General features: G+C 61.3%; 20 protein-coding genes and 1 other RNA gene. 11 read left to right on the top strand and 10 right to left on the bottom strand.

Features of this window, described 5'->3' with window-relative positions; all coding sequences use genetic code 11:
- Positions 1-110 precede the first annotated feature (110 nt).
- Entirely contained in the window at positions 111-1,478 is a 1,368-nt protein-coding gene (locus DYL59_RS19910) for a CYTH domain-containing protein (RefSeq protein WP_135290694.1), read from the top strand.
- Between the two features lie 57 nt (positions 1,479-1,535).
- On the opposite strand, the gene DYL59_RS19915 is transcribed toward DYL59_RS19910, so the two are convergent.
- Positions 1,536-2,006 (bottom strand): Lrp/AsnC family transcriptional regulator, encoded by a 471-nt coding sequence (locus DYL59_RS19915; RefSeq protein WP_007928270.1) that lies wholly within the window; start codon positions 2,004-2,006, stop codon positions 1,536-1,538.
- Between the two features lie 125 nt (positions 2,007-2,131).
- Here DYL59_RS19915 and DYL59_RS19920 point away from each other — a divergent pair, with 125 nt between their 5' ends.
- The 6 genes from DYL59_RS19920 to DYL59_RS19945 all read left to right on the top strand — a co-directional run bounded on the left by DYL59_RS19920 (position 2,132) and on the right by DYL59_RS19945 (position 7,368).
- Positions 2,132-2,470, top strand: a complete 339-nt coding sequence (locus DYL59_RS19920) for a hypothetical protein (RefSeq protein WP_135290695.1) — start codon at positions 2,132-2,134, stop codon at positions 2,468-2,470.
- An 82-nt stretch (positions 2,471-2,552) separates the two neighbouring features.
- Positions 2,553-4,232, top strand: coding sequence for a GspE/PulE family protein (locus DYL59_RS19925; protein WP_135290696.1), 1,680 nt, complete (start codon positions 2,553-2,555; stop codon positions 4,230-4,232).
- A 73-nt stretch (positions 4,233-4,305) separates the two neighbouring features.
- The gene (locus tag DYL59_RS19930; RefSeq protein WP_065902324.1) at positions 4,306-5,226 is read left to right on the top strand and encodes an SPFH domain-containing protein; all 921 of its coding nucleotides are present in this window, start codon (positions 4,306-4,308) and stop codon (positions 5,224-5,226) included.
- 4 nt (positions 5,227-5,230) lie between these two features.
- The gene (locus DYL59_RS19935) at positions 5,231-5,677 is read left to right on the top strand and encodes an NfeD family protein (RefSeq protein WP_135290697.1); all 447 of its coding nucleotides are present in this window, start codon (positions 5,231-5,233) and stop codon (positions 5,675-5,677) included.
- 69 nt (positions 5,678-5,746) lie between these two features.
- Positions 5,747-6,061: a DUF2388 domain-containing protein gene (locus DYL59_RS19940; RefSeq protein ID WP_135290698.1), complete on the top strand. Its 315-nt coding sequence runs from the start codon at positions 5,747-5,749 to the stop codon at positions 6,059-6,061.
- A 164-nt stretch (positions 6,062-6,225) separates the two neighbouring features.
- A complete protein-coding gene (locus DYL59_RS19945) occupies positions 6,226-7,368 on the top strand; it encodes a DegT/DnrJ/EryC1/StrS family aminotransferase (protein WP_135290699.1) in 1,143 nt (380 codons plus the stop codon).
- A gap of 95 nt (positions 7,369-7,463) precedes the next feature.
- On the opposite strand, the gene gcvH is transcribed toward DYL59_RS19945, so the two are convergent.
- The 9 genes from gcvH to DYL59_RS19990 form a co-directional block, all read right to left on the bottom strand.
- Complete coding sequence (gene gcvH, locus DYL59_RS19950; protein ID WP_135290700.1) at positions 7,464-7,850, bottom strand: glycine cleavage system protein GcvH; 387 nt, start codon at positions 7,848-7,850, stop codon at positions 7,464-7,466.
- A 53-nt stretch (positions 7,851-7,903) separates the two neighbouring features.
- A complete protein-coding gene (gene gcvT / locus DYL59_RS19955) occupies positions 7,904-8,986 on the bottom strand; it encodes a glycine cleavage system aminomethyltransferase GcvT (RefSeq protein ID WP_135290701.1) in 1,083 nt (360 codons plus the stop codon).
- A 156-nt stretch (positions 8,987-9,142) separates the two neighbouring features.
- Entirely contained in the window at positions 9,143-10,759 is a 1,617-nt protein-coding gene (locus DYL59_RS19960) for an ABC transporter permease (RefSeq protein WP_135290702.1), read from the bottom strand.
- A gap of 151 nt (positions 10,760-10,910) precedes the next feature.
- A complete protein-coding gene (locus tag DYL59_RS19965) occupies positions 10,911-11,915 on the bottom strand; it encodes an extracellular solute-binding protein (protein ID WP_135290703.1) in 1,005 nt (334 codons plus the stop codon).
- 95 nt (positions 11,916-12,010) lie between these two features.
- Positions 12,011-13,228, bottom strand: a complete 1,218-nt coding sequence (locus tag DYL59_RS19970; protein ID WP_167496697.1) for a 2-octaprenyl-3-methyl-6-methoxy-1,4-benzoquinol hydroxylase — start codon at positions 13,226-13,228, stop codon at positions 12,011-12,013.
- Positions 13,229-13,237: 9 nt separating this feature from the next.
- Positions 13,238-13,723, bottom strand: a complete 486-nt coding sequence (locus DYL59_RS19975) for a DUF4442 domain-containing protein (protein WP_135290705.1) — start codon at positions 13,721-13,723, stop codon at positions 13,238-13,240.
- Entirely contained in the window at positions 13,716-14,903 is a 1,188-nt protein-coding gene (gene ubiH / locus DYL59_RS19980; RefSeq protein WP_135290706.1) for a 2-octaprenyl-6-methoxyphenyl hydroxylase, read from the bottom strand. The genes DYL59_RS19975 and ubiH overlap by 8 nt, the downstream gene beginning before the upstream one ends.
- A complete protein-coding gene (pepP, locus tag DYL59_RS19985; RefSeq protein WP_135290707.1) occupies positions 14,900-16,222 on the bottom strand; it encodes a Xaa-Pro aminopeptidase in 1,323 nt (440 codons plus the stop codon). The genes ubiH and pepP overlap by 4 nt, the downstream gene beginning before the upstream one ends.
- A gap of 20 nt (positions 16,223-16,242) precedes the next feature.
- On the bottom strand, positions 16,243-16,800 hold the full coding sequence (locus DYL59_RS19990; protein ID WP_021492630.1) for a YecA/YgfB family protein: 558 nt from the start codon (positions 16,798-16,800) through the stop codon (positions 16,243-16,245).
- Positions 16,801-16,938: 138 nt separating this feature from the next.
- On the opposite strand from DYL59_RS19990, the gene DYL59_RS19995 reads away from it, so the two are divergent.
- From DYL59_RS19995 to DYL59_RS20010, 4 genes are all read left to right on the top strand, one after another.
- Positions 16,939-17,148, top strand: coding sequence for a TIGR02449 family protein (locus DYL59_RS19995; RefSeq protein ID WP_007982902.1), 210 nt, complete (start codon positions 16,939-16,941; stop codon positions 17,146-17,148).
- Positions 17,145-17,462, top strand: a complete 318-nt coding sequence (locus DYL59_RS20000; protein WP_105697237.1) for a cell division protein ZapA — start codon at positions 17,145-17,147, stop codon at positions 17,460-17,462. The genes DYL59_RS19995 and DYL59_RS20000 overlap by 4 nt, the downstream gene beginning before the upstream one ends.
- 30 nt (positions 17,463-17,492) lie before the next feature.
- Positions 17,493-17,671, top strand: a non-coding RNA gene (gene ssrS / locus DYL59_RS20005) — 6S RNA.
- A gap of 57 nt (positions 17,672-17,728) precedes the next feature.
- Complete coding sequence (locus tag DYL59_RS20010) at positions 17,729-18,343, top strand: 5-formyltetrahydrofolate cyclo-ligase (RefSeq protein WP_135290708.1); 615 nt, start codon at positions 17,729-17,731, stop codon at positions 18,341-18,343.
- Positions 18,344-18,354 lie beyond the last annotated feature (11 nt).

Raw genomic sequence — 18,354 nt, forward strand, 5'->3', positions numbered from 1 at the left:
ACGACACAATAAACCGTTGCGGCACGTTGCCGGGCTCAGTCCTGTACACTGCACGACCTTGGCAGCCACACTTTTCCCCGGCTGCGCTCCCGATCCTGGATTTTCCGGCCATGCAGAAAGAAACCGAAATCAAGCTACGCGTCAGCCGCGAAACACTCGCCGCGCTGCGTGAGCACCCGTTACTGAAAAAACGCAACAAAAGTGGCTGGGAACGCCGTGAGTTGATGAACCAGTATTTCGACACCCCCGAGCGCGACCTGGCCCAGGCCAAAGTCGCCCTGCGCCTGCGCAAGGACGGTGACGCCATCATCCAGACCCTCAAGACCCGCGGCCAAAGCATCGCCGGCTTGTCGGAACGCAACGAGTACAACTGGGACCTGCCCAAAGCCAAGCTCGACGTGAAAAAACTCGACGGCGAATGCTGGCCCGAGCAACTGGCCGAGCTGGATAAAAAGACCCTCAAGCCGATCTTCACCACCGACTTCGTGCGTGAGCGCGCCGAAATCGCCTGGGGCCGTGGCAAGGCTAAAGTCGTCATCGAAGCGGCCCTGGACCTGGGCCACGTAGTGGTCGGCAAGCAGAAAGAAGAAATCTGCGAGTTGGAACTGGAACTGCGCGAAGGCGAACCGGCTGCCCTGCTGGAGCTGGCCGCCGAACTGGCCGCCACACTGGCGCTGATGCCGTGCGATATCAGCAAGGCCGAGCGCGGCTACCGCCTGTACGACGCCAGCAGCTACTCCCTGAGCCTGCCGGCGCCGCAGATCCACGCCGAAATGCCGCTGGACGACGCCTTTGCCGCGATCATGTGGCACCTGCTCGGCAGCAGCCAACGCCTGGCTGAACAATACCGCTTCAACGGCCACTGGCGCCTGCTGCAAGACTGGGTCGACAACCTCGGCGAACTGCGTGCCCTGGTGGGCAGCCTCGGCCAGGCCGCTCCACGTCAATCCACCAGCGAGCTGCGCAGTGCGCTGGACGCCCTGCTGGAAGACTGGCGCCCACTGGTGCAAGCCGGTGACGACGATGAAGACATCCGCAAAGCCGCACCGGAGCAATTCGCCGAAGAACTGGAAGATGTACGCTGGGGCCTGTTCTCACTGAACGCTTCCCGCTGGCTGCTGGCCCGCACCTGGACCGCCGACCGCAATGTACGTGGCAACCGCCAGGGCGCCGCGCAAATCACCAACTGGCTGCCACGCCTGCTGGCCGACGACGCCGTGGCCCTGCAACTGCCGCGCTACCAGCAACAACCGGAAGACCTGGCCGAGCAGTTGCCGCGTATCGAACGTATCCAGGCCTGGCTGCACCATGCCCGCCATGTGGTGGATATTCCGGAGCTGGACCGCCTCTATGGTGAGCTGAACAAGCTGGTGCAACTGGCCAACCAGCCGATCACCGACGAGTCGCTGGATGCGCGGATGCATCAGGCGATTGCGGTGTATCAGAATCGCGCCTGGAAGACTTTATTGCGTCTGTGAGGACGCCATCGGGGGGCAAGTCGAATCGTCGCACCGCCCCCGATGAGGCCAGCACTGTCAGCGCAACACTGGCAGGCTGGTAGTGGACTTGATTTCAGAAAGCGCCACAATCGAATTGACCTCCTGAATCCCCGGCACCATCGACAACTTCTCGAAGAAGAACCGCTCGTACGCCTCGATATCCGCCGTCACGATACGCAACAGAAAGTCCACCGCCCCCATCAGCACATAGCACTCCAACACCTCCGGAAAGCCGCGAATCGCCTCGGTGAATTCCGTGAAGTTGGATCGGCCGTGGGCGTTGAGTTTTACCTCGGCAAAAATCTGCGTGTTCAGGCCGATTTTCTTGCGGTCCAGCAGCGTCACCTGGCCGCGAATCACCCCCTCCTCCTTGAGCCGCTGAATACGTCGCCAGCAGGGTGACTGGGACAGGCCCACTTGCTCGGCTATCTGCGCACTGGACAGTGAAGCGTCCTCTTGCAGCAGGGCCAGGATGCGGCGGTCATAAGCGTCCAGCTCGCTGTGCATAAAAATACCCTTAATAGCTATTACGTCAGATTGTTTGATTCGATAAAGCGTGATTAAGGCCTATCTTAGATAAGAAATCTCCGCTGACGAATGTAAAAATTCCCCATCGAATCCGGAGACTTCCCATGCATGCCGTCGAAACCAACCCGTCTGTGACCCGCGTCGACGCGTGGGCCGTCAACAGCGCCCATTGCCAGGCACATTACCGAATCGTCGCCGAAGCCGAGCCGGATGTGTTGTGCCGGGTGCTCAACTATTTCGCCCTGCAGTTTCTTACCCCGCAACAGGTCACAGTGAACCGCGAGCAAGACCTGCTGAGCATCGATATCGTGATGGACGGCCTGAGCTGGCACCGTGCCCAAGTGATCGGTGAAAAAATTCGAAACCTGATCAGCGTGTGCTCCCTGGATATATGGCCGGCTGACTGCGCAAGGCCGGAAGCGGTGGTGGCCATCGCCCAGTAAAAAACTGCAATACACCCTGGAAGGAGAATATCCAGAGGCTGACTAGCCTGGGATTACCTCTGGCCCCTCCCAGGAAACCTTGATGTCCATTGATCAAAGATTGGAATTGCAGCCGTTGTTGGCAGCCTTGGTCGACGCAGGCTTAGTCACCCCTGAAGTAGAGAAACGCTTGTCTGCGCTGCCGATGAGCGCCGCCCAACACCCATTGGAATGCATCGCCGCCCAAGGCCCTTGCCTGGAAGTACTGACGCAATGGCTGGCGCGCCATGTCGGGCAGCCTTATCTGCGCATTGATCCGTTGAAGATCGACGTGGCGATGGTGGTCCCCCTGATGTCACACGCATTTGCCCAACGTCACGCCATCCTGGCAGTGGCGGTGGACGCGCACACCGTCACCATCGCCAGTGCCCAGCCGTACCTCTGTGGCTGGGAGGCCGGCTTGGCGCAAGTGCTCAAGCGCTCGATCAAGCGCGTGGTGGCCAACCCCCTGGAGATTCGGCGCTATACCGACGAGTTTTACCGGCTGGCGAAATCGGTCAGCGGGGCCGACCAGAAGATCGCGGCGCCTGGCCATTCCGAACTGCTCACCCTTGGCGCCAGCGACCAGGAGCCCGACGCCAACGACGCACATATCGTCAATATCGTGGATTGGCTGTTGCAGTACGCCTTCGGCCAGCGGGCCAGTGATATTCATCTAGAACCATGTCGCGAGCACGGCCGTGTGCGCTTTCGCATCGATGGGCTGTTGCATGATGTCTACCAGTTTCCACCTCAGGTGACGGTGGCGGTGGTCAGTCGCCTCAAAAGCCTGGCGCAGATGAACGTGGCCGAGAAACGCAAACCCCAGGACGGCCGGGTCAAGACCCACAGCCCGGCGGGCGGGCAGGTAGAGTTGCGTCTTTCCACCTTGCCCACGGTATTCGGCGAAAAGCTGGTGATGCGGATTTTCGATCCCCAGGTGTTGCTCAAGGGCTTCGACCAATTGGGCTTGTCCAAGGATGACCAACGGCGCTGGCACAGCATGACAAGCCAGGCCAACGGCATCGTCCTGGTCACCGGCCCGACCGGTTCGGGCAAGACCAGCACGCTCTACACCACCCTCAGGCAGTTGGCGACCCGTGAAGTGAACCTGTGCACCGTGGAAGATCCCATCGAGATGGTGGAGCCGGCGTTCAACCAGATGCAGGTGCAGCACAATATCGACCTGACCTTCGCCAGCGGCATCCGCGCCCTGCTGCGCCAGGACCCGGACATCATCATGATCGGCGAGATCCGCGACCAGGAAACCGCCGAAATGGCGATTCAGGCCGCATTGACCGGGCACCTGGTGCTCTCGACCCTGCACACCAACGATGCGCCGAGTGCCATCAGCCGTTTACAGGAATTGGGGATTGCTCACTATTTGATCAAAGCTACGCTTATAGGGGTGATGGCGCAGCGCTTGGTACGGGTGTTATGCCCCCAGTGCAAGCGCGCGACAGATACAACCTTTGAGCCCACCGGATGTGCAGACTGCCGAAACAGCGGCTATCAGGGGCGCGCCGGAGTCTACGAGATAATGCTCATGGACGAACCCCTCAAGGCGCTGATCACACCGGCGGCGGACGTACAGGCCTTGCGCCGGGCTGCCATTGCCCAAGGCATGTGCAGCCTGCGAGAGGCCGCACGGCAGAAAGTCGATGCCGGGTTGACCACAATGGCGGAAGTCTTGCGGGTAACGCCTGGAGATTCAGAAACAAATGCTTTTATTGTCAGGGCGTGAATCCGTCCTTATCCGTGACAAGACCGTTACAATCGGCCGTCGTTTTACTGACACCATCAGATAGGGAATCGTTATGCAGATCGGAACCGTACTGCTTCTTTTCGTGGGTTTGGCCGTGGCCATCCTGTTCATGGGCTTCAAGGTGGTGCCCCAGGGCTACCAGTGGACCGTCGAGCGCTTCGGCCGCTACACCAACACCCTCAAGCCCGGCCTGAACATCATCATTCCGGTCATGGACCGTATCGGTCGCAAGATCAACGTGATGGAAAGCGTGCTGGATATCCCGCCGCAGGAAGTGATCACCGCCGACAACGCCACCGTACAGATCGACGCCGTGTGCTTCTTCCAGGTGGTCAACACCGCCCAGGCCGCCTACGAGGTCAACAACCTCGAACATGCCATTCGTAACTTGCTGCAAACCAATATCCGTACCGTCCTCGGCTCCATGGAACTCGATGCCATGCTCAGCCAACGTGACGGCATCAACGAAAAACTGCTGAAAACCGTGGACGAAGCCACCGCGCCTTGGGGCATCAAGATCACCCGTATCGAGATCAAGGACATCAGCCCGCCTGCAGACCTGATGGCCGCCATGTCCGGCCAGATGAAAGCCGAACGGATCAAGCGCGCACAAATCCTCGAAGCCGAAGGCCTGCGCGCATCGGCGATCCTGACTGCAGAAGGCAAGAAGCAGGCCCAGATCCTTGAGGCCGAAGGTAGCCGCCAGGCTGCATTCCTTGAATCCGAAGCCCGTGAACGTCAAGCCGAAGCTGAGGCCCGCGCAACACAGGTGGTCTCGGAAGCGATCGCGTCGGGCAACGTGCAGGCGGTCAACTATTTCGTTGCGCAAAAATACATCGATGCACTGGGCAAGCTGGCTTCGGCCAACAACAGCAAAGTGATCCTGATGCCGCTGGAAGCCAGCCAGGTAATCGGTGCGGTCGGCGGTATCGGCGAGATCGTCAAGGCCACCTTCGACAGCAAGAAAGGCTGAAGCCATGTGGGACTTCCTGCAGCACCTGTCGTTCTGGGATTGGCTGGCACTGGGTACGGTGCTGTTGATTCTTGAGGTATTCGGTGCCGGCGGCTACCTGCTGTGGATGGGTATTGCCGCAGCAGCCGTGGGCGTGATCAAGTTTCTGGTACCGCCGCTGGGGCTGGAATGGCAACTGCTGCTATTTGCCGTGTTGTCGATAATGACGGCAGTGTACTGGTGGAAGCGCCAGCGCAGCAGTGCCAAGGCCAGTGACCAGCCGGGGCTTAACGAACGAGGGTCCGAATTGATTGGTTGCACCTTTGTAGTGCATCAAGCCATTGTGGATGGGCGGGGCAAGGTAAAAGTCGGTGACGGGGTGTGGATGGTTACCGGCCCCGACAGCCCTGTAGGCGCTCAAGTACGGGTGATTGGGCAGAACGGCGTGGTGTTGACGGTTGAAACTGTTTAGTCAGTGATGGAACTCGGCTGGGCTAACTACAATCATAAAGTACAGATCACCCAACCGGAGTCACCCATCATGCGTCTTAAATATGCTGTCGCAACCCTTGCTGTGCTTTCCCTTCCTGTCGGTTCAGCGATGGCCGACAGTTTCTGGCGCAATGTCATCTCGTCGGGGGCCACCACTGGCTCGACGTACCTGACGTTCAAGGACCACAAGCTGGTGGTTGCCGCACAAGACGACGCCGGCAGCTTCGTTGCCAGCGACGGCGGTATCCGCGGCCCATACCTGGAAGCCGCCATGCAGAAAGTCCGCGCCGAGAACCCTGGCCTGCAAGCCACGGACATGGAGCTGGCCAACGCTATCCTGGCGAAAAACGCTGTTACCGAGTGATTCCAATGCTCTGAAGAATGCCGCTTTTCGAAGCGGCATTTTTTTGTCCAAAGCATGACGATTCATTCACGGGTGACAGGCTATATTCAGTCGGGCCGTGCAACCATGCCGGTAATGATCTGCCTCTTACTCATCGCCCATCTGAAACGGATGCCATCGTCGTCATGAGCCAACTGCCCTTCCTGCCGTTCTCCAAACCCACCATTGATGAAGCCACCATTGCGGCGGTTGGCGATGTACTGCGCTCAGGCTGGATCACCAGCGGCCCAAAAGTGCAGGCATTCGAAGCGCAGTTGTCGGCCTATTTTGGCGGACGTCCGGTACGCACATTCAACTCGGGCACTTGCACCATGGAGATTGCCCTGCGCATCGCCGGTATCGGCCCTGGCGATGAGGTCATCACCACGCCGATCTCATGGGTTGCAACGGCCAACGTGATCCTGGAAGTCGGCGCCACGCCGGTGTTTGCCGATATCGACCCGATCACCCGCAATATCGACCTGGCCCAGGTGGAGGCGGCAATCACCCCACGCACCAAGGCAATCATCCCGGTGTACCTGGCTGGCCTGCCCCTGGACATGCCGATGCTTTACGCACTGGCCAACAAGTACAACCTGCGCATCATCGAGGACGCTGCCCAGGCGCTGGGCTCCAGCTGGGATGGCGAGCGCATCGGCGCCACGGGGGACTTCGTGTCCTTCAGCTTCCAGGCCAACAAGAACATCACCTCCTCCGAAGGCGGTTGCCTGGTGCTGAACAACGCTGAAGAAGCACGACTGGCGGAAAAATACCGCCTGCAAGGCGTGACCCGTACCGGCTTCGATGGCCTGGATGTGGATGTACTGGGTGGCAAGTTCAACATGACGGACATCGCCGCCGCCATTGGCCTGGGGCAATTTGCTCATATCGAAAAGATCACCGCCCATCGCCAGAACCTGGCGCGGCATTACTTCAAATGCTTCGGCGCTGACTTTGAAGCGCATTACGGCGCGCAACTACCTCCAGCCGATTTCGAAAACAGCAACTGGCACCTGTTCCAACTGGTTCTGCCGGAGCGTACAGACGGCCTGCCCGCCCGCGCCACGTTCATGGAACAGATGCATGCCCACGGAGTAGGGATTGGCTATCACTACCCGCCGATCCACCTGCTGAGCCTTTATCGGGCACAAGGGTTCAAGGAAGGCATGTTCCCGGTGGCGGAAAAGGTGGGGCGCTTGATTGTGTCGTTGCCGATGTTTACGGCGATGACGGAGGCGGATGTGGAGCGGTCGGTGGCAGCCGTGAAAGCAGTGCTGAAAGTGAGCTGAATACTGAAGCCTGACACCGTTGAATGTGGGAGCGAGCAAGTCGAATCGTCGCACCGCCGCTCCCACACAAACCCACTTTCACATGAGCGCTGTGTTTATTCGCCGATGGCGGCTTTGTAGCCAGCAGCATCCAGCAGCTTGGCCAGATCGCCTTCAGCATTGCTTGGCTTGAGCTTGAAGATCCACGCGCTGTAAGGCTCGGAATTCAACGACTCAGGGCTATCGGCCAGTTCTTCATTGACCGCAATCACTTCACCGGCAACCGGCGAGTAGATATCCGAAGCGGCTTTCACAGATTCCACGACGCCCGCAGTATCGCCAGCGGCAAATACCTTGCCCACTTCTGCCAACTCAACAAACACCACATCACCCAACGCTTCCTGGGCGTGGTCGGAGATACCGACGGTCACGCTGCCGTCAGCTTCCAGACGGGCCCATTCATGACTCTCGGCAAAACGCAGGTCGGCCGGGATATTGCTCATAGTCTGTGTCCTCAAGAAATAATGTCAGCGGCCTTTGGCCTGCCGGAAATAGGTTAGATCAAAGTTTTGCCATGGCGTACGAAGGTCGGCTTGACCACTCGAACCGGGTACCACTTGCCGCGGATTTCCACTTCGGCCCGATCGGCAGTCGCCGTCGGTACGCGCGCCAGGGCAATGGATTTGCTCAGCGTAGGAGAGAAACTACCACTGGTGATCTCCCCTTCGCCAACATTGGCGATACGAACCACCTGATGAGCGCGTAAAACCCCACGTTCTTCCAGCACCAGCCCGACCAATTTGAACTGCACACCCGCCGCCAGTTCGGCTTCCAGCGCAGCACGGCCAATGAAGTTGCGTTCGGCAGGCTCCCAGGCAATGCTCCAGGCCATATTGGCGGCCAAAGGCGAAACATCCTGGTGGATGTCCTGGCCGTACAGGTTCATGCCGGCTTCCAAGCGAAGGGTGTCGCGGGCACCAAGGCCGATGGGTGAAATGCCAGCGCCTACCAGGTCGTTGAAAAAGCCTGGCGCCTGATCGGCAGGCAGCACAATTTCCAGGCCGTCTTCACCGGTGTAACCGGTGCGGGCGATAAACCAATCGCCGTCTGCCTGGCCTTCGAAAGGCTTGAGCTGGTGGATCAGGGTACTGCGGGACTGGGTGACCAGCTCGGCGATCTTCTGCCGGGCGTGCGGGCCTTGAATCGCCAGCATCGCCAACTCGGGCCGCTCGTGCAGTTGCACCTGATAGCTGCCCAGTTGCGCCTGCATCCAGGCAATGTCCTGGTCGCGGGTAGCGGCGTTGACCACCAGTCGATAACCGGCCTCGGTGCGGTAGACGATCATGTCGTCCACCACGCCGCCCTTGTCATTGAGCATGGCGCTGTACAACGCACGGCCGCAGCCATGCAGACGATCCACATCATTGGCCAGCAGGTGCTGCAGCCATTCCTTGGCCTGGGGGCCTGTGATATCGATCACGGTCATATGAGATACATCGAACACCCCACAGTCGCGTCGCACCTGATGGTGTTCTTCAACCTGCGAGCCGTAATGCAGAGGCATATCCCAACCGCCAAAATCGACCATCTTCGCGCCGAGGGCGAGATGCAGGTCATACAGAGGCGTACGCTGTCCCATGGGTTTCTCCTTCCGGGCTTGGCGAAGGTGCGCAGCGTGGCCGTTTGCGCTGGACACCTTGAGTTACAAGGCCTGCAGCTACTTACAGCAACCCAGTCCGAAAGACGGAGCGCACCGAATGCCGCGCATTGTAGCCGCAAGCCGTAGGACTGGCACCTAACCGATTTGCCGGGCAGAGCGTCGGATCAGCCCGATCACCGGCAGCAGGCCCACCAACACCAATGTCAACGCGGGCAGCGAGGCTCTCGCCCACTCGCCTTCGCTGGTCATCTCAAAGATACGAACCGCCAGGGTGTCCCAGCCGAACGGGCGCATCAGCAGGGTCGCGGGCATTTCCTTGAGCACATCGACAAATACCAACAACGCCGCACTCAACGTCCCCGGCAGCAACAACGGCAGATACACTTTGCAAAACAGTCGCGGCCCGCTCACGCCAAGACTGCGGGCGGCTTCAGGCAGCGATGGGCGGATGCGCGCCAGGCTGTTTTCCAGCGGCCCATAGGCCACCGCCAGAAAGCGCACCAGGTACGCCAACACCAACGCCGACAGACTGCCCAGCAGCAGCGGCTTGCCCGCGCCACCCAGCCAGCCGGAAAAGGGCACCACCAGTTCACGGTCCAGGTAGCTGAACGCCAACATGATCGAAACGGCCAGTACCGAGCCCGGCAAGGCATAGCCGACGTTGGCCAGGCTGATGCCGGAGCGGATCGCCCGCGTCGGCGCCAGGCGGTTGGCGAATGCCAGCACCAGCGCCACGCTGACAGTGATCAGCGCTGCAATCCCGCCCAAGTAGAGGGTGTGGACGATCAAGCCCGAGTACCGCTCATCCAGGTCGAAGCGGCCGCGCTGCCAGAACCAGGCGACCAGTTGCAGCATCGGGATCACGAAGGCACAGGCGAACACCAACCCACACCAACCACTGGCTGCGGCAGCCTTGAACCCGCGCAGGTGATACAGCGCCTTGCCCCGAGGCCGCTCATTGCTGGGTCGGCTGGCACCACGGGCGCGGCGCTCGCCGTACAGCACCACCATCACCACCAACAGCAACAGGCTGGCCAATTGGGCCGCGCTGGATAGGCTGAAAAAGCCGTACCACGTTTTGTAGATCGCGGTGGTAAAGGTGTCGAAGTTGAACACCGAAACAGCGCCAAAATCCGCCAAGGTCTCCATCAGCGCCAAGGCCACCCCCGCCCCAATCGCCGGTCGCGCCATCGGCAGCGCTACGCGCCAGAACGCTTGCCACGGCGACTGCCCCAGCACCCGCGCCGCTTCCATCAGGCCTTTGCCCTGGGCCAGGAACGCGGTGCGCGCCAGCAAGTAGACGTAGGGGTAGAACACCAGCACCAACACGATGACCACGCCGCTGGTAGAACGCACACGGGGCAAGCGCAGGCCGCTGCCGAACCATTCGCGCAACAGGGTTTGCACGGGGCCGGCAAAATCCAGAAGGCCGACAAACACAAAGGCCAGCACATAGGCCGGAATCGCGAAGGGCAGCATCAATGCCCAGTCGAGCCAGCGCCGACCAGGGAATTCGCAGAGACTGGTGAGCCAGGCCAGGCTGACGCCGAGCAACGTCACGCCGACACCAACGCCCAGCACCAGGGTCAGGGTGTTGCCCAGCAGGCGCGGCATCTGGGTTTCCCACAGGTGGGACCAGATCTGTGCGTCGATACTTTGCCAGGACAGCAGCAATACGCTCAGCGGCAGCAGCACCAGGGCGGCGACGGTGAAGACCGGCAGGTACCAGCGGCGTTGGGCGGGGTGGGCCAAAGTCGGTTCTCAGTAAATGGATATCTTGAAGTCACCACAATCCAATGTGGGAGGGGGCTTGCCCCCGATTGCGGTGGATCAGTCACTGATGAGTAGACTGACACTCCGCTATCGGGGGCAAGCCCCCTCCCACATTTAGACTTGCAGTGTGTCAGTTCCAGCCAGCCCGATCCATCAAGCGAATCGCCTCGGCCTGACGCTTGCCGGCCACTTCCACCGGCAATGTGTCTGCTACGAACTTGCCCCAGCTCGCCACTTCGGCCGACGGCGGCACCGTCGGGTTGGCCGGGAACTCCTGGTTCACGTCGGCGAAGATCTTCTGCGCTTCAGGCGTGGTCATCCACTCCACCAGCGCCTTGGCCGCTTCCGGGTGCGGTGCATGTTTGGTCAGGCCGATACCCGACAGGTTCACATGCACGCCACGGTCGCCCTGGTTCGGCCAGAACAGCTTCACCGCCAGGCTCGGGTTCTGCTTGTGCAGGCGGCCGTAGTAGTAGGTGTTGACGATGCCAACGTCGCACTGCCCGGCGTTGATCGCTTCCAGCACGGCGATGTCATCGGAGAACACGTCGGTGGACAGGTTGTTGACCCAGCCCTTGACGATTTCTTCGGTCTTGGCCGCGCCATGGGTTTCGATCAGGGTGGCGGTCAGTGATTGGTTGTAGACCTTTTTCGCCGTGCGCAGGCACAAGCGGCCTTCCCACTGTTTATCGGCCAGGGCTTCATAAGTGGTGAGATCACCCGGTTTTACCCGGTCGGTGGAATAGGCGATGGTACGCGCACGCAGGCTCAAGCCGGTCCAGGCATGCGCCGAAGAGCGGTATTGCAGGGGGATGTTCTTGTCGATCACGGGGGAGGTGAACGGTTGCAGGATGCCCATCTGTTCGGCCTGCCAGAGGTTGCCGGCATCGACGGTGAGCAGCAGGTCGGCGGTGGCGTTTTCGCCCTCGGCCTTGATGCGCTGCATCAGTGGGGCTTCCTTGTCGGTGATGAATTTGATCTTCACCCCGGTTTTCTGGGTATAGGCGTCGAAAACCGGCTTGATCAGTTCATCGATGCGCGAGGAGTAGACCACCACTTCGTCGGCAGCCTGCACGGTGGTGCTGCCGATCAGGATGAGTGCCAGAGCAGTCAGGAGGCGCTTGGGTGCCAACATGGGGGCGGTCTCTCATTTGCAAAAAGAGGGCAAATGATAAGGACTCACATTTGGTGATGCTTGGCGGAGGCGTTACCAGATGTTGCACAAACCTTTCAGGGCTTGGCCAACTCCGGTAGATCTCCAGTCAAGCCCAGCGCCTGACGCACAAACACCGCTTTCGCTTCTGGCATCTGGTCAACCATCTTCAGCCCCGCGTTGCGCAGCCAGCGCAGCGGCAGTTGGTCGGCCTGGAACAGTCGTTCAAAGCCTTCCATCGCCGCCATCAACGCCAGGTTGTGGGGCATGCGTCGGCGCTCGTAGCGGCTCAGCACTTTCACATCCGCCAGGCGTTCGCCGCGTTCGGTAGCCGCCAACAGCACTTCGGCCAGGGTCGCCGCGTCGAGGAAGCCCAGGTTTACGCCCTGCCCTGCCAATGGGTGGATCACATGGGCGGCATCGCCGATCAAGGCCAGGCCTTCGGCCACATAGCGTTTGGCGTGACGCTGACGCAGCGGAACGCAGACTCGCGGGTCGGCACTGACCACAGTGCCCAGGCACCCTTCAAAAGCGCGCTCCAATTCACGGCAGAAGCGCTCGTCATCCAGCGCCATCAGGCGCTCGGACTCTGCCGGTGTAGTCGACCAGACAATCGAACACCAATCCTCCTGCCCATCGCGCACCAGCGGCAAAAACGCCAGCGGGCCGGTGTCGGTAAACCGTTGCCAGGCCGTACGCCGGTGCGGCTGGCTGCTGCGTACGCTGGTAACGATGGCGTTATGCAGGTAATCCCATTCGCGGGTGGCGGTGCCGGTCAGGCGGCGCACCGCAGAGTTGGCGCCATCGGCCGCCACCACCAGCGGGGCACGCAGTTTGCGGCCATCGGCCAGGGTCAGCAGCCAGTCGTCGCCGGAGCGGCGCATCTGCTCCAGGCGCGCATTGGCCAGCAGGCCCAGGTCGCAGTCGTGCAGGCGATCGAGCAGCGCATCCTGAACCACGCGGTTCTCAACGATATGCCCGAGCACTTCGGCGTGCACACTGGCGGCCGAAAAGTGGATCTGCCCGGTGCCGCTGCCGTCCCACACCTGCATCTCGCCATAAGGGCTGGCGCGGCGTTCGACGATGCCATCCCACACCCCAAGGCGCTCCAGGATGCGCTGGCTGGCGGCCGACAAGGCGCTCACCCGGGGCTCGAATGCCGCGTCGTGGTCGAAGGGCTTGACGCTCAACGGGCTGCCGTCAAGCAGCAGCACCTGCAAGCCACTGCCCTGCAACGCCAGCGCCAGGGCGCTTCCGACCATTCCGGCCCCGACAATCAGCACATCTGCGCGCATGTCCATGGTTTAAGCCTGTCTCGCTGGCGGCTTGCGCCGCACGTAAAGGGTTTTGTCGACCCGCGCCACCAGAGTGCCGGAGCCGTCATGAATCTGTACCTTGAGGTGGGGCAAGTACTTCTCGCCACCTTCAGTCTGCCGTCGGATCTCATCGAGCAAGGCGTCGTCGATGGAAAATTCGGCAAACACCGGGCCTTTGCCCGGTGAGATGAAATCGATGCTCGCGGCCTTGTCCCAGACGATGTAGTCGCGGCCCAGGTTCTCCATGAGCATCAACATGTAGAACGGATCGACCATCGAATACAGGCTGCCGCCGAACTGCGTGCCGACGTAGTTGCGGTTGTACCAACCCAGGCCCATGCGCACTTTGACGTGACGAAAATCGGCGCTCAAGTGCTGAACGCTGACGCCCGCGCCCAAGTACGGTGGGTACAGGGTCATGATCCAACGCAACAACCGCGCCTTGCCCAGACGCTCGATCAACCACTTACGCATCGGGACGCGTGCCCAGCCCCATGGCCTGACGGGCGAACCAACGCTTGGCCGGTGGCAGCAGGTCCAGGCCCAGCAGGCCCATGTTGCGGCCCAGCGCCACCAGCGATTGGGCACTGCCAAACAGGCGCGTGACCTGGTCGGAAAAACCCACGGTCAGCTTCTGGTCCAGGCGCTGGCGTTCGCGATAGCTCTGCAAGGTGGCCAGGTCGCCCGGCACCTGGGGCCCGGCCAGCAAGGCTTCGGCCAAGGCATTGGCATCGCGCAGGGACAGGTTGAAACCCTGCCCGGCAATCGGGTGCAGGCTGTGGGCGGCATTGCCGAGGATGGCCAGGTGGGAGCGCACTTGTTCTTCGGCTTCCACCAGGGTCAGCGGGTACAAATGACGCGCACCCACCTGCTTGAGCGTACCCAGGCGATAACCGAACACGCCCTGCAATTCGCTGAGAAAGGCGCGCTCATCGAGGTTGGCCAGGCGCTGGGCGTCCATGCCGATGCGCGTCCACACCAGGGCGCAGCGGTTGTCCGGCAGCGGCAGCAGGGCCATCGGGCCGTCATCGGTGAAGCGTTCGAAAGCTTCGCCGTTGTGGGCTTCGCTGGGGGTGATGTTGGCGATCAGTGCGCTCTGGTTGTACGGGCGGGTTTTCACGCCGATGCCCAGTTGCTCGCGCAGACCGGAACGGCCGCCATCGGCCAGCACGGCGAGGTCGCACTCCAGCACGGTTTCATCGTTGAGGGTCAGGCGGTAGCCATCGGGCAGCGGCTCCATGCGCGTGACTTCGGCCGGGCAACGCCAGCTGACCACGTCCTTGTCCAGGCCTTGCCACAGGCATTGGCCAAGCCAGGCGTTTTCCACCACATAACCCAGGGCCGGTACGCCTTCTTCCATGGCAGACAGGCGCGCCGTGGAAAAACGCCCGCGGTCTGACACATGAATCTGCTTGATCGGCTCGGCGCGGCGGGAGATGGCCTGCCACAGGCCCAGGCGCTGATAAATCTGCTTGGCGCCGTAGGACAGCGCCGACGAGCGCGCATCGTAGCTCGGCTGATAGCTGTCGCCTGGGGCAAACGGTTCGATCAGCACGATCTTCCAGCCACGGGCCTTGGCCCCGGCCTGCAACGCCAGCGCCAGGCTCGCGCCCACCAGGCCGCCACCGATAATGGCCAGGTTGACCCGGCTCATCGGGCCGCCGCCATCAGCGCTTCGATCTCGGCGACCGCCTTGGGCACGCCGCCGGTCAGGATTTCACAGCCTTGCTTGGTCACCACCACGTCGTCCTCGATGCGTACGCCAATGCCACGCCATTTCTTTGCCACATTCAGATTGTCCGGCGCGATGTAGATGCCCGGCTCCACGGTCAAGGCCATGCCGACTTCCAGCACCCGCCATTCACCGCCCACTTTGTACTCGCCCACATCATGCACATCCATGCCCAGCCAGTGGCCGGCGCGGTGCATGTAGAACGCCTTGTAGGCTTCGCTGGCGATCAACTCGTCCACGTCGCCCTGCAGCAAACCCAGCTTGACCAGCCCGGCGGTAATGACGCGCACCGTGGCCTCATGAGCCTGGTTCCAGTGCTTGTCGGGGGCGATTTCGGCAAAGGCGGCTTCTTGGGAGGCCAGCACAATGTCGTAGATCGCCTTCTGCTCTGGTGAAAACTTGCCGTTGACCGGCCAGGTGCGCGTGATGTCGCTGGCGTAGCAGTCGATCTCGCAACCGGCGTCGATCAGCACCAGGTCGCCGTCCTTGAGCAGCGCGTCATTCTGCTGGTAATGCAGGATGCAGCTGTTGCGCCCGGCGGCGACGATGGAACCATAGGCCGGCATCTTCGCGCCGCCCTTGCGAAATTCGTAATCGAGCTCGGCTTCGAGGCTGAACTCATGCAACCCCGCGCGACTGGCCTGCATCGCCCGCACATGGGCGGCGCAGGAAATGCGTGCCGCTTCGCGCATCACCTTCACTTCTGCCGCCGATTTATACAGGCGCATGTCGTGAAGCAGATGATCCAGGGCAACGAATTCGTTCGGCGGCTGGGCGCCGAGGTGCGCTTTAGAGCGGATCACGTTGATCCACTCCATCAGGTGGCGGTCGAATTCGGCGTTGCTGCCCATGGCCGAATACACCCGGTCGCGGCCTTCGATCAGGCCGGGCAGGATGTCGTCGATATCGGTGATGGGAAACGCGTCGTCGGCGCCAAAGTCACGGGTCGCGCCTTCGGTGCCGGCGCGCAGGCCGTCCCACAGTTCACGTTCGGCGTTGCGCTCGCGGCAGAACAGCACGTATTCGCCGTGCAGGCGACCGGGCATCAGCACGATCACAGCTTCCGGTTCGGGGAAACCGCTCAGGTACTGGAAGTCGCTGTCCTGGCGGTACACGTGCTCGACATCACGGTTGCGAATGGCCACGGCGGCGGCCGGCAGGATCGCGATGCTGTTGGGTTCCATCTGCGCCATGAGCGCCTTGCGGCGCCGGGTGTATTCCGCTCGGGGGATATGAATCATGGGCAGATGGGCTTCCTTTCTTAGTGCAGCGACGGCTTGGGCGCGGCCGGCTCAGCGGACTTCTTGGTCTCGGTGAACAGCAGCAGCGGCGCTACGCGCAGGTATTCCATCACTTCCATGTAGTCGCCTTCACCGTCTTCGGACTCTTCCAGGGCGTCTTGCACCTGGGAGATGGCCGCCAGGTCCTGCAGCACTTCCTTGGCGTCGGTGCTCAGTTCCAGGCCACCGGCGTTCACGCCAAAACCGTGGAGGAAGCCCTGGCACCATTGGCCCAGGGCAGCGGCACGTTCAGCGAGCGGTGCGTCGTCGGTGGGCAGCAGCAGGACCACAGTGACGTCGTCACCGGTCAGCTCGCCCTTGACCATTTCCTGCAGGCCGATCAGCGCGTTGCGCACGTTGTCGGTCGGCTCGGTTTCCAGCAGCTCGGCCACATCGGCCAGCCAGTTGTCGGCATCAAAGCCAACGCCGGTGCAGCTGCGGCCCAGCAACACGCCGTGCAACTCGGCAGGCGAGCAAGGGTGGCCGCTGGTGCTCAGCAGTTTGGAGAAAGCATCGTACGGGGAGTTCTGAATGGGCATGGTGAGCTAGGCGCCAGACGGCGCAATGTCTAGAATGGAGCGCTGTATCCTAGCACCGGCAGACGTACCAAGACTATCAAGGGCGTCAGATCGTTTATCCTGCAGTTGCCATTCATCAGACAAATCCAGTGGAACCCAATGGAAGACACCGACCTGCAAGCGCTGATGGCCAGACTCGAATTGCTAATTACTCGGGTCGAGCAACTTAAGAGTCAAAACGGACTCCTACTAGCTCAGGAAAAAACCTGGCGCGAGGAACGCGCTCACCTCATTGAAAAAAACGAAATCGCCCGGCGTAAGGTCGAATCGATGATTTCGCGCCTGAAGGCCCTGGAGCAAGACTCATGAGTTCAAGCAATAGCGTCACCGTGCAGATCCTCGACAAAGAGTATTCGATCATCTGCCCCCAGGAAGAGCGCAACAACCTGGTGAGCGCCGCCCGCTACCTGGATGGCAAGATGCGCGAGATCCGCAGCAGCGGCAAAGTGATCGGCGCCGACCGTATTGCCGTGATGGCCGCGTTGAATATCACCCACGACCTGCTGCATAAGCAGGAACGCCCGGACGTGCAGGCCAGCGGGTCGACGCGTGAGCAGGTGCGTGACCTGCTGGACCGTGTCGATCTGGTGCTTTCCAGCGATTCAGACGCACCCAAGGGCTGATTGCCGTGAGTGTTTAAGGTATACTCGCCCCACTCCCTGGCGTGTTTGCCAGTCGGCGATGTCCCTGAGCCGATTCGCACTACCCTGGAAGTTGCACGTTGGGCTGGTGTGCATGTCCGCTAGACGGAAAGCCTTAAAGCCTACTGCTTCTTCCACCTTGAACTTTCGGGTTCAAGGGCTAAGTCGACAGCGGCTCTGTCGGGGAGCCTGAATTCCCAAACTCAATGCCAGTCCTCGGACTGGCATTGTTTTATGAGCCAAAAACCATGACCGAACCTGCGCCGCTTTCCCGTCCGCAACTTCGACGCATGTTGCGCAAGGCCCGCCGTGCTCTTACGCCGAGCGAGCAGCGCAAGGCCGCCCACGGCCTGTATCGGCAACTGGCACAGCACCCGCTGTTTCGCCGGGCCAAACATATTTCCCTATACCTACCGACGGACGGTGAAATCGACCCGCGCCTGCTGCTGCGTGCTGCCCAGCGCCGGGGCAAGGCCACCTACCTGCCGGTGCTCAGCGCCTGGCCACGGACCAAGATGGTGTTCCAGCGCGTGCGCCCCGGTGAAAAGCTGCTGCCCAACCGCTTTCGCATTCTTGAACCACGGGTAAACATCAGCCGGCAACGCAAGGTGTGGGCGCTGGACCTGGTGCTGCTACCGTTGGTGGGGTTCGATGAGACGGGTGGGCGCCTGGGGATGGGCGGCGGGTTCTACGACCGCAGCCTCGCCTACCTGGCGCGGCGCCAGAGCTGGCGCAAGCCGACGTTGCTGGGCCTGGCCCACGAATGTCAGAAAGTCGAGCAGCTGGTGCAGGCGAGTTGGGATGTGCCGTTGGTGGGCACCGTCACCGATAAGGGTTGGTACATCGCGCAGACGCCGCAATAAAAGCGGCGCCT

Source organism: Pseudomonas kairouanensis (assembly GCF_004682055.1).
Lineage (GTDB): Bacteria > Pseudomonadota > Gammaproteobacteria > Pseudomonadales > Pseudomonadaceae > Aquipseudomonas > Aquipseudomonas kairouanensis.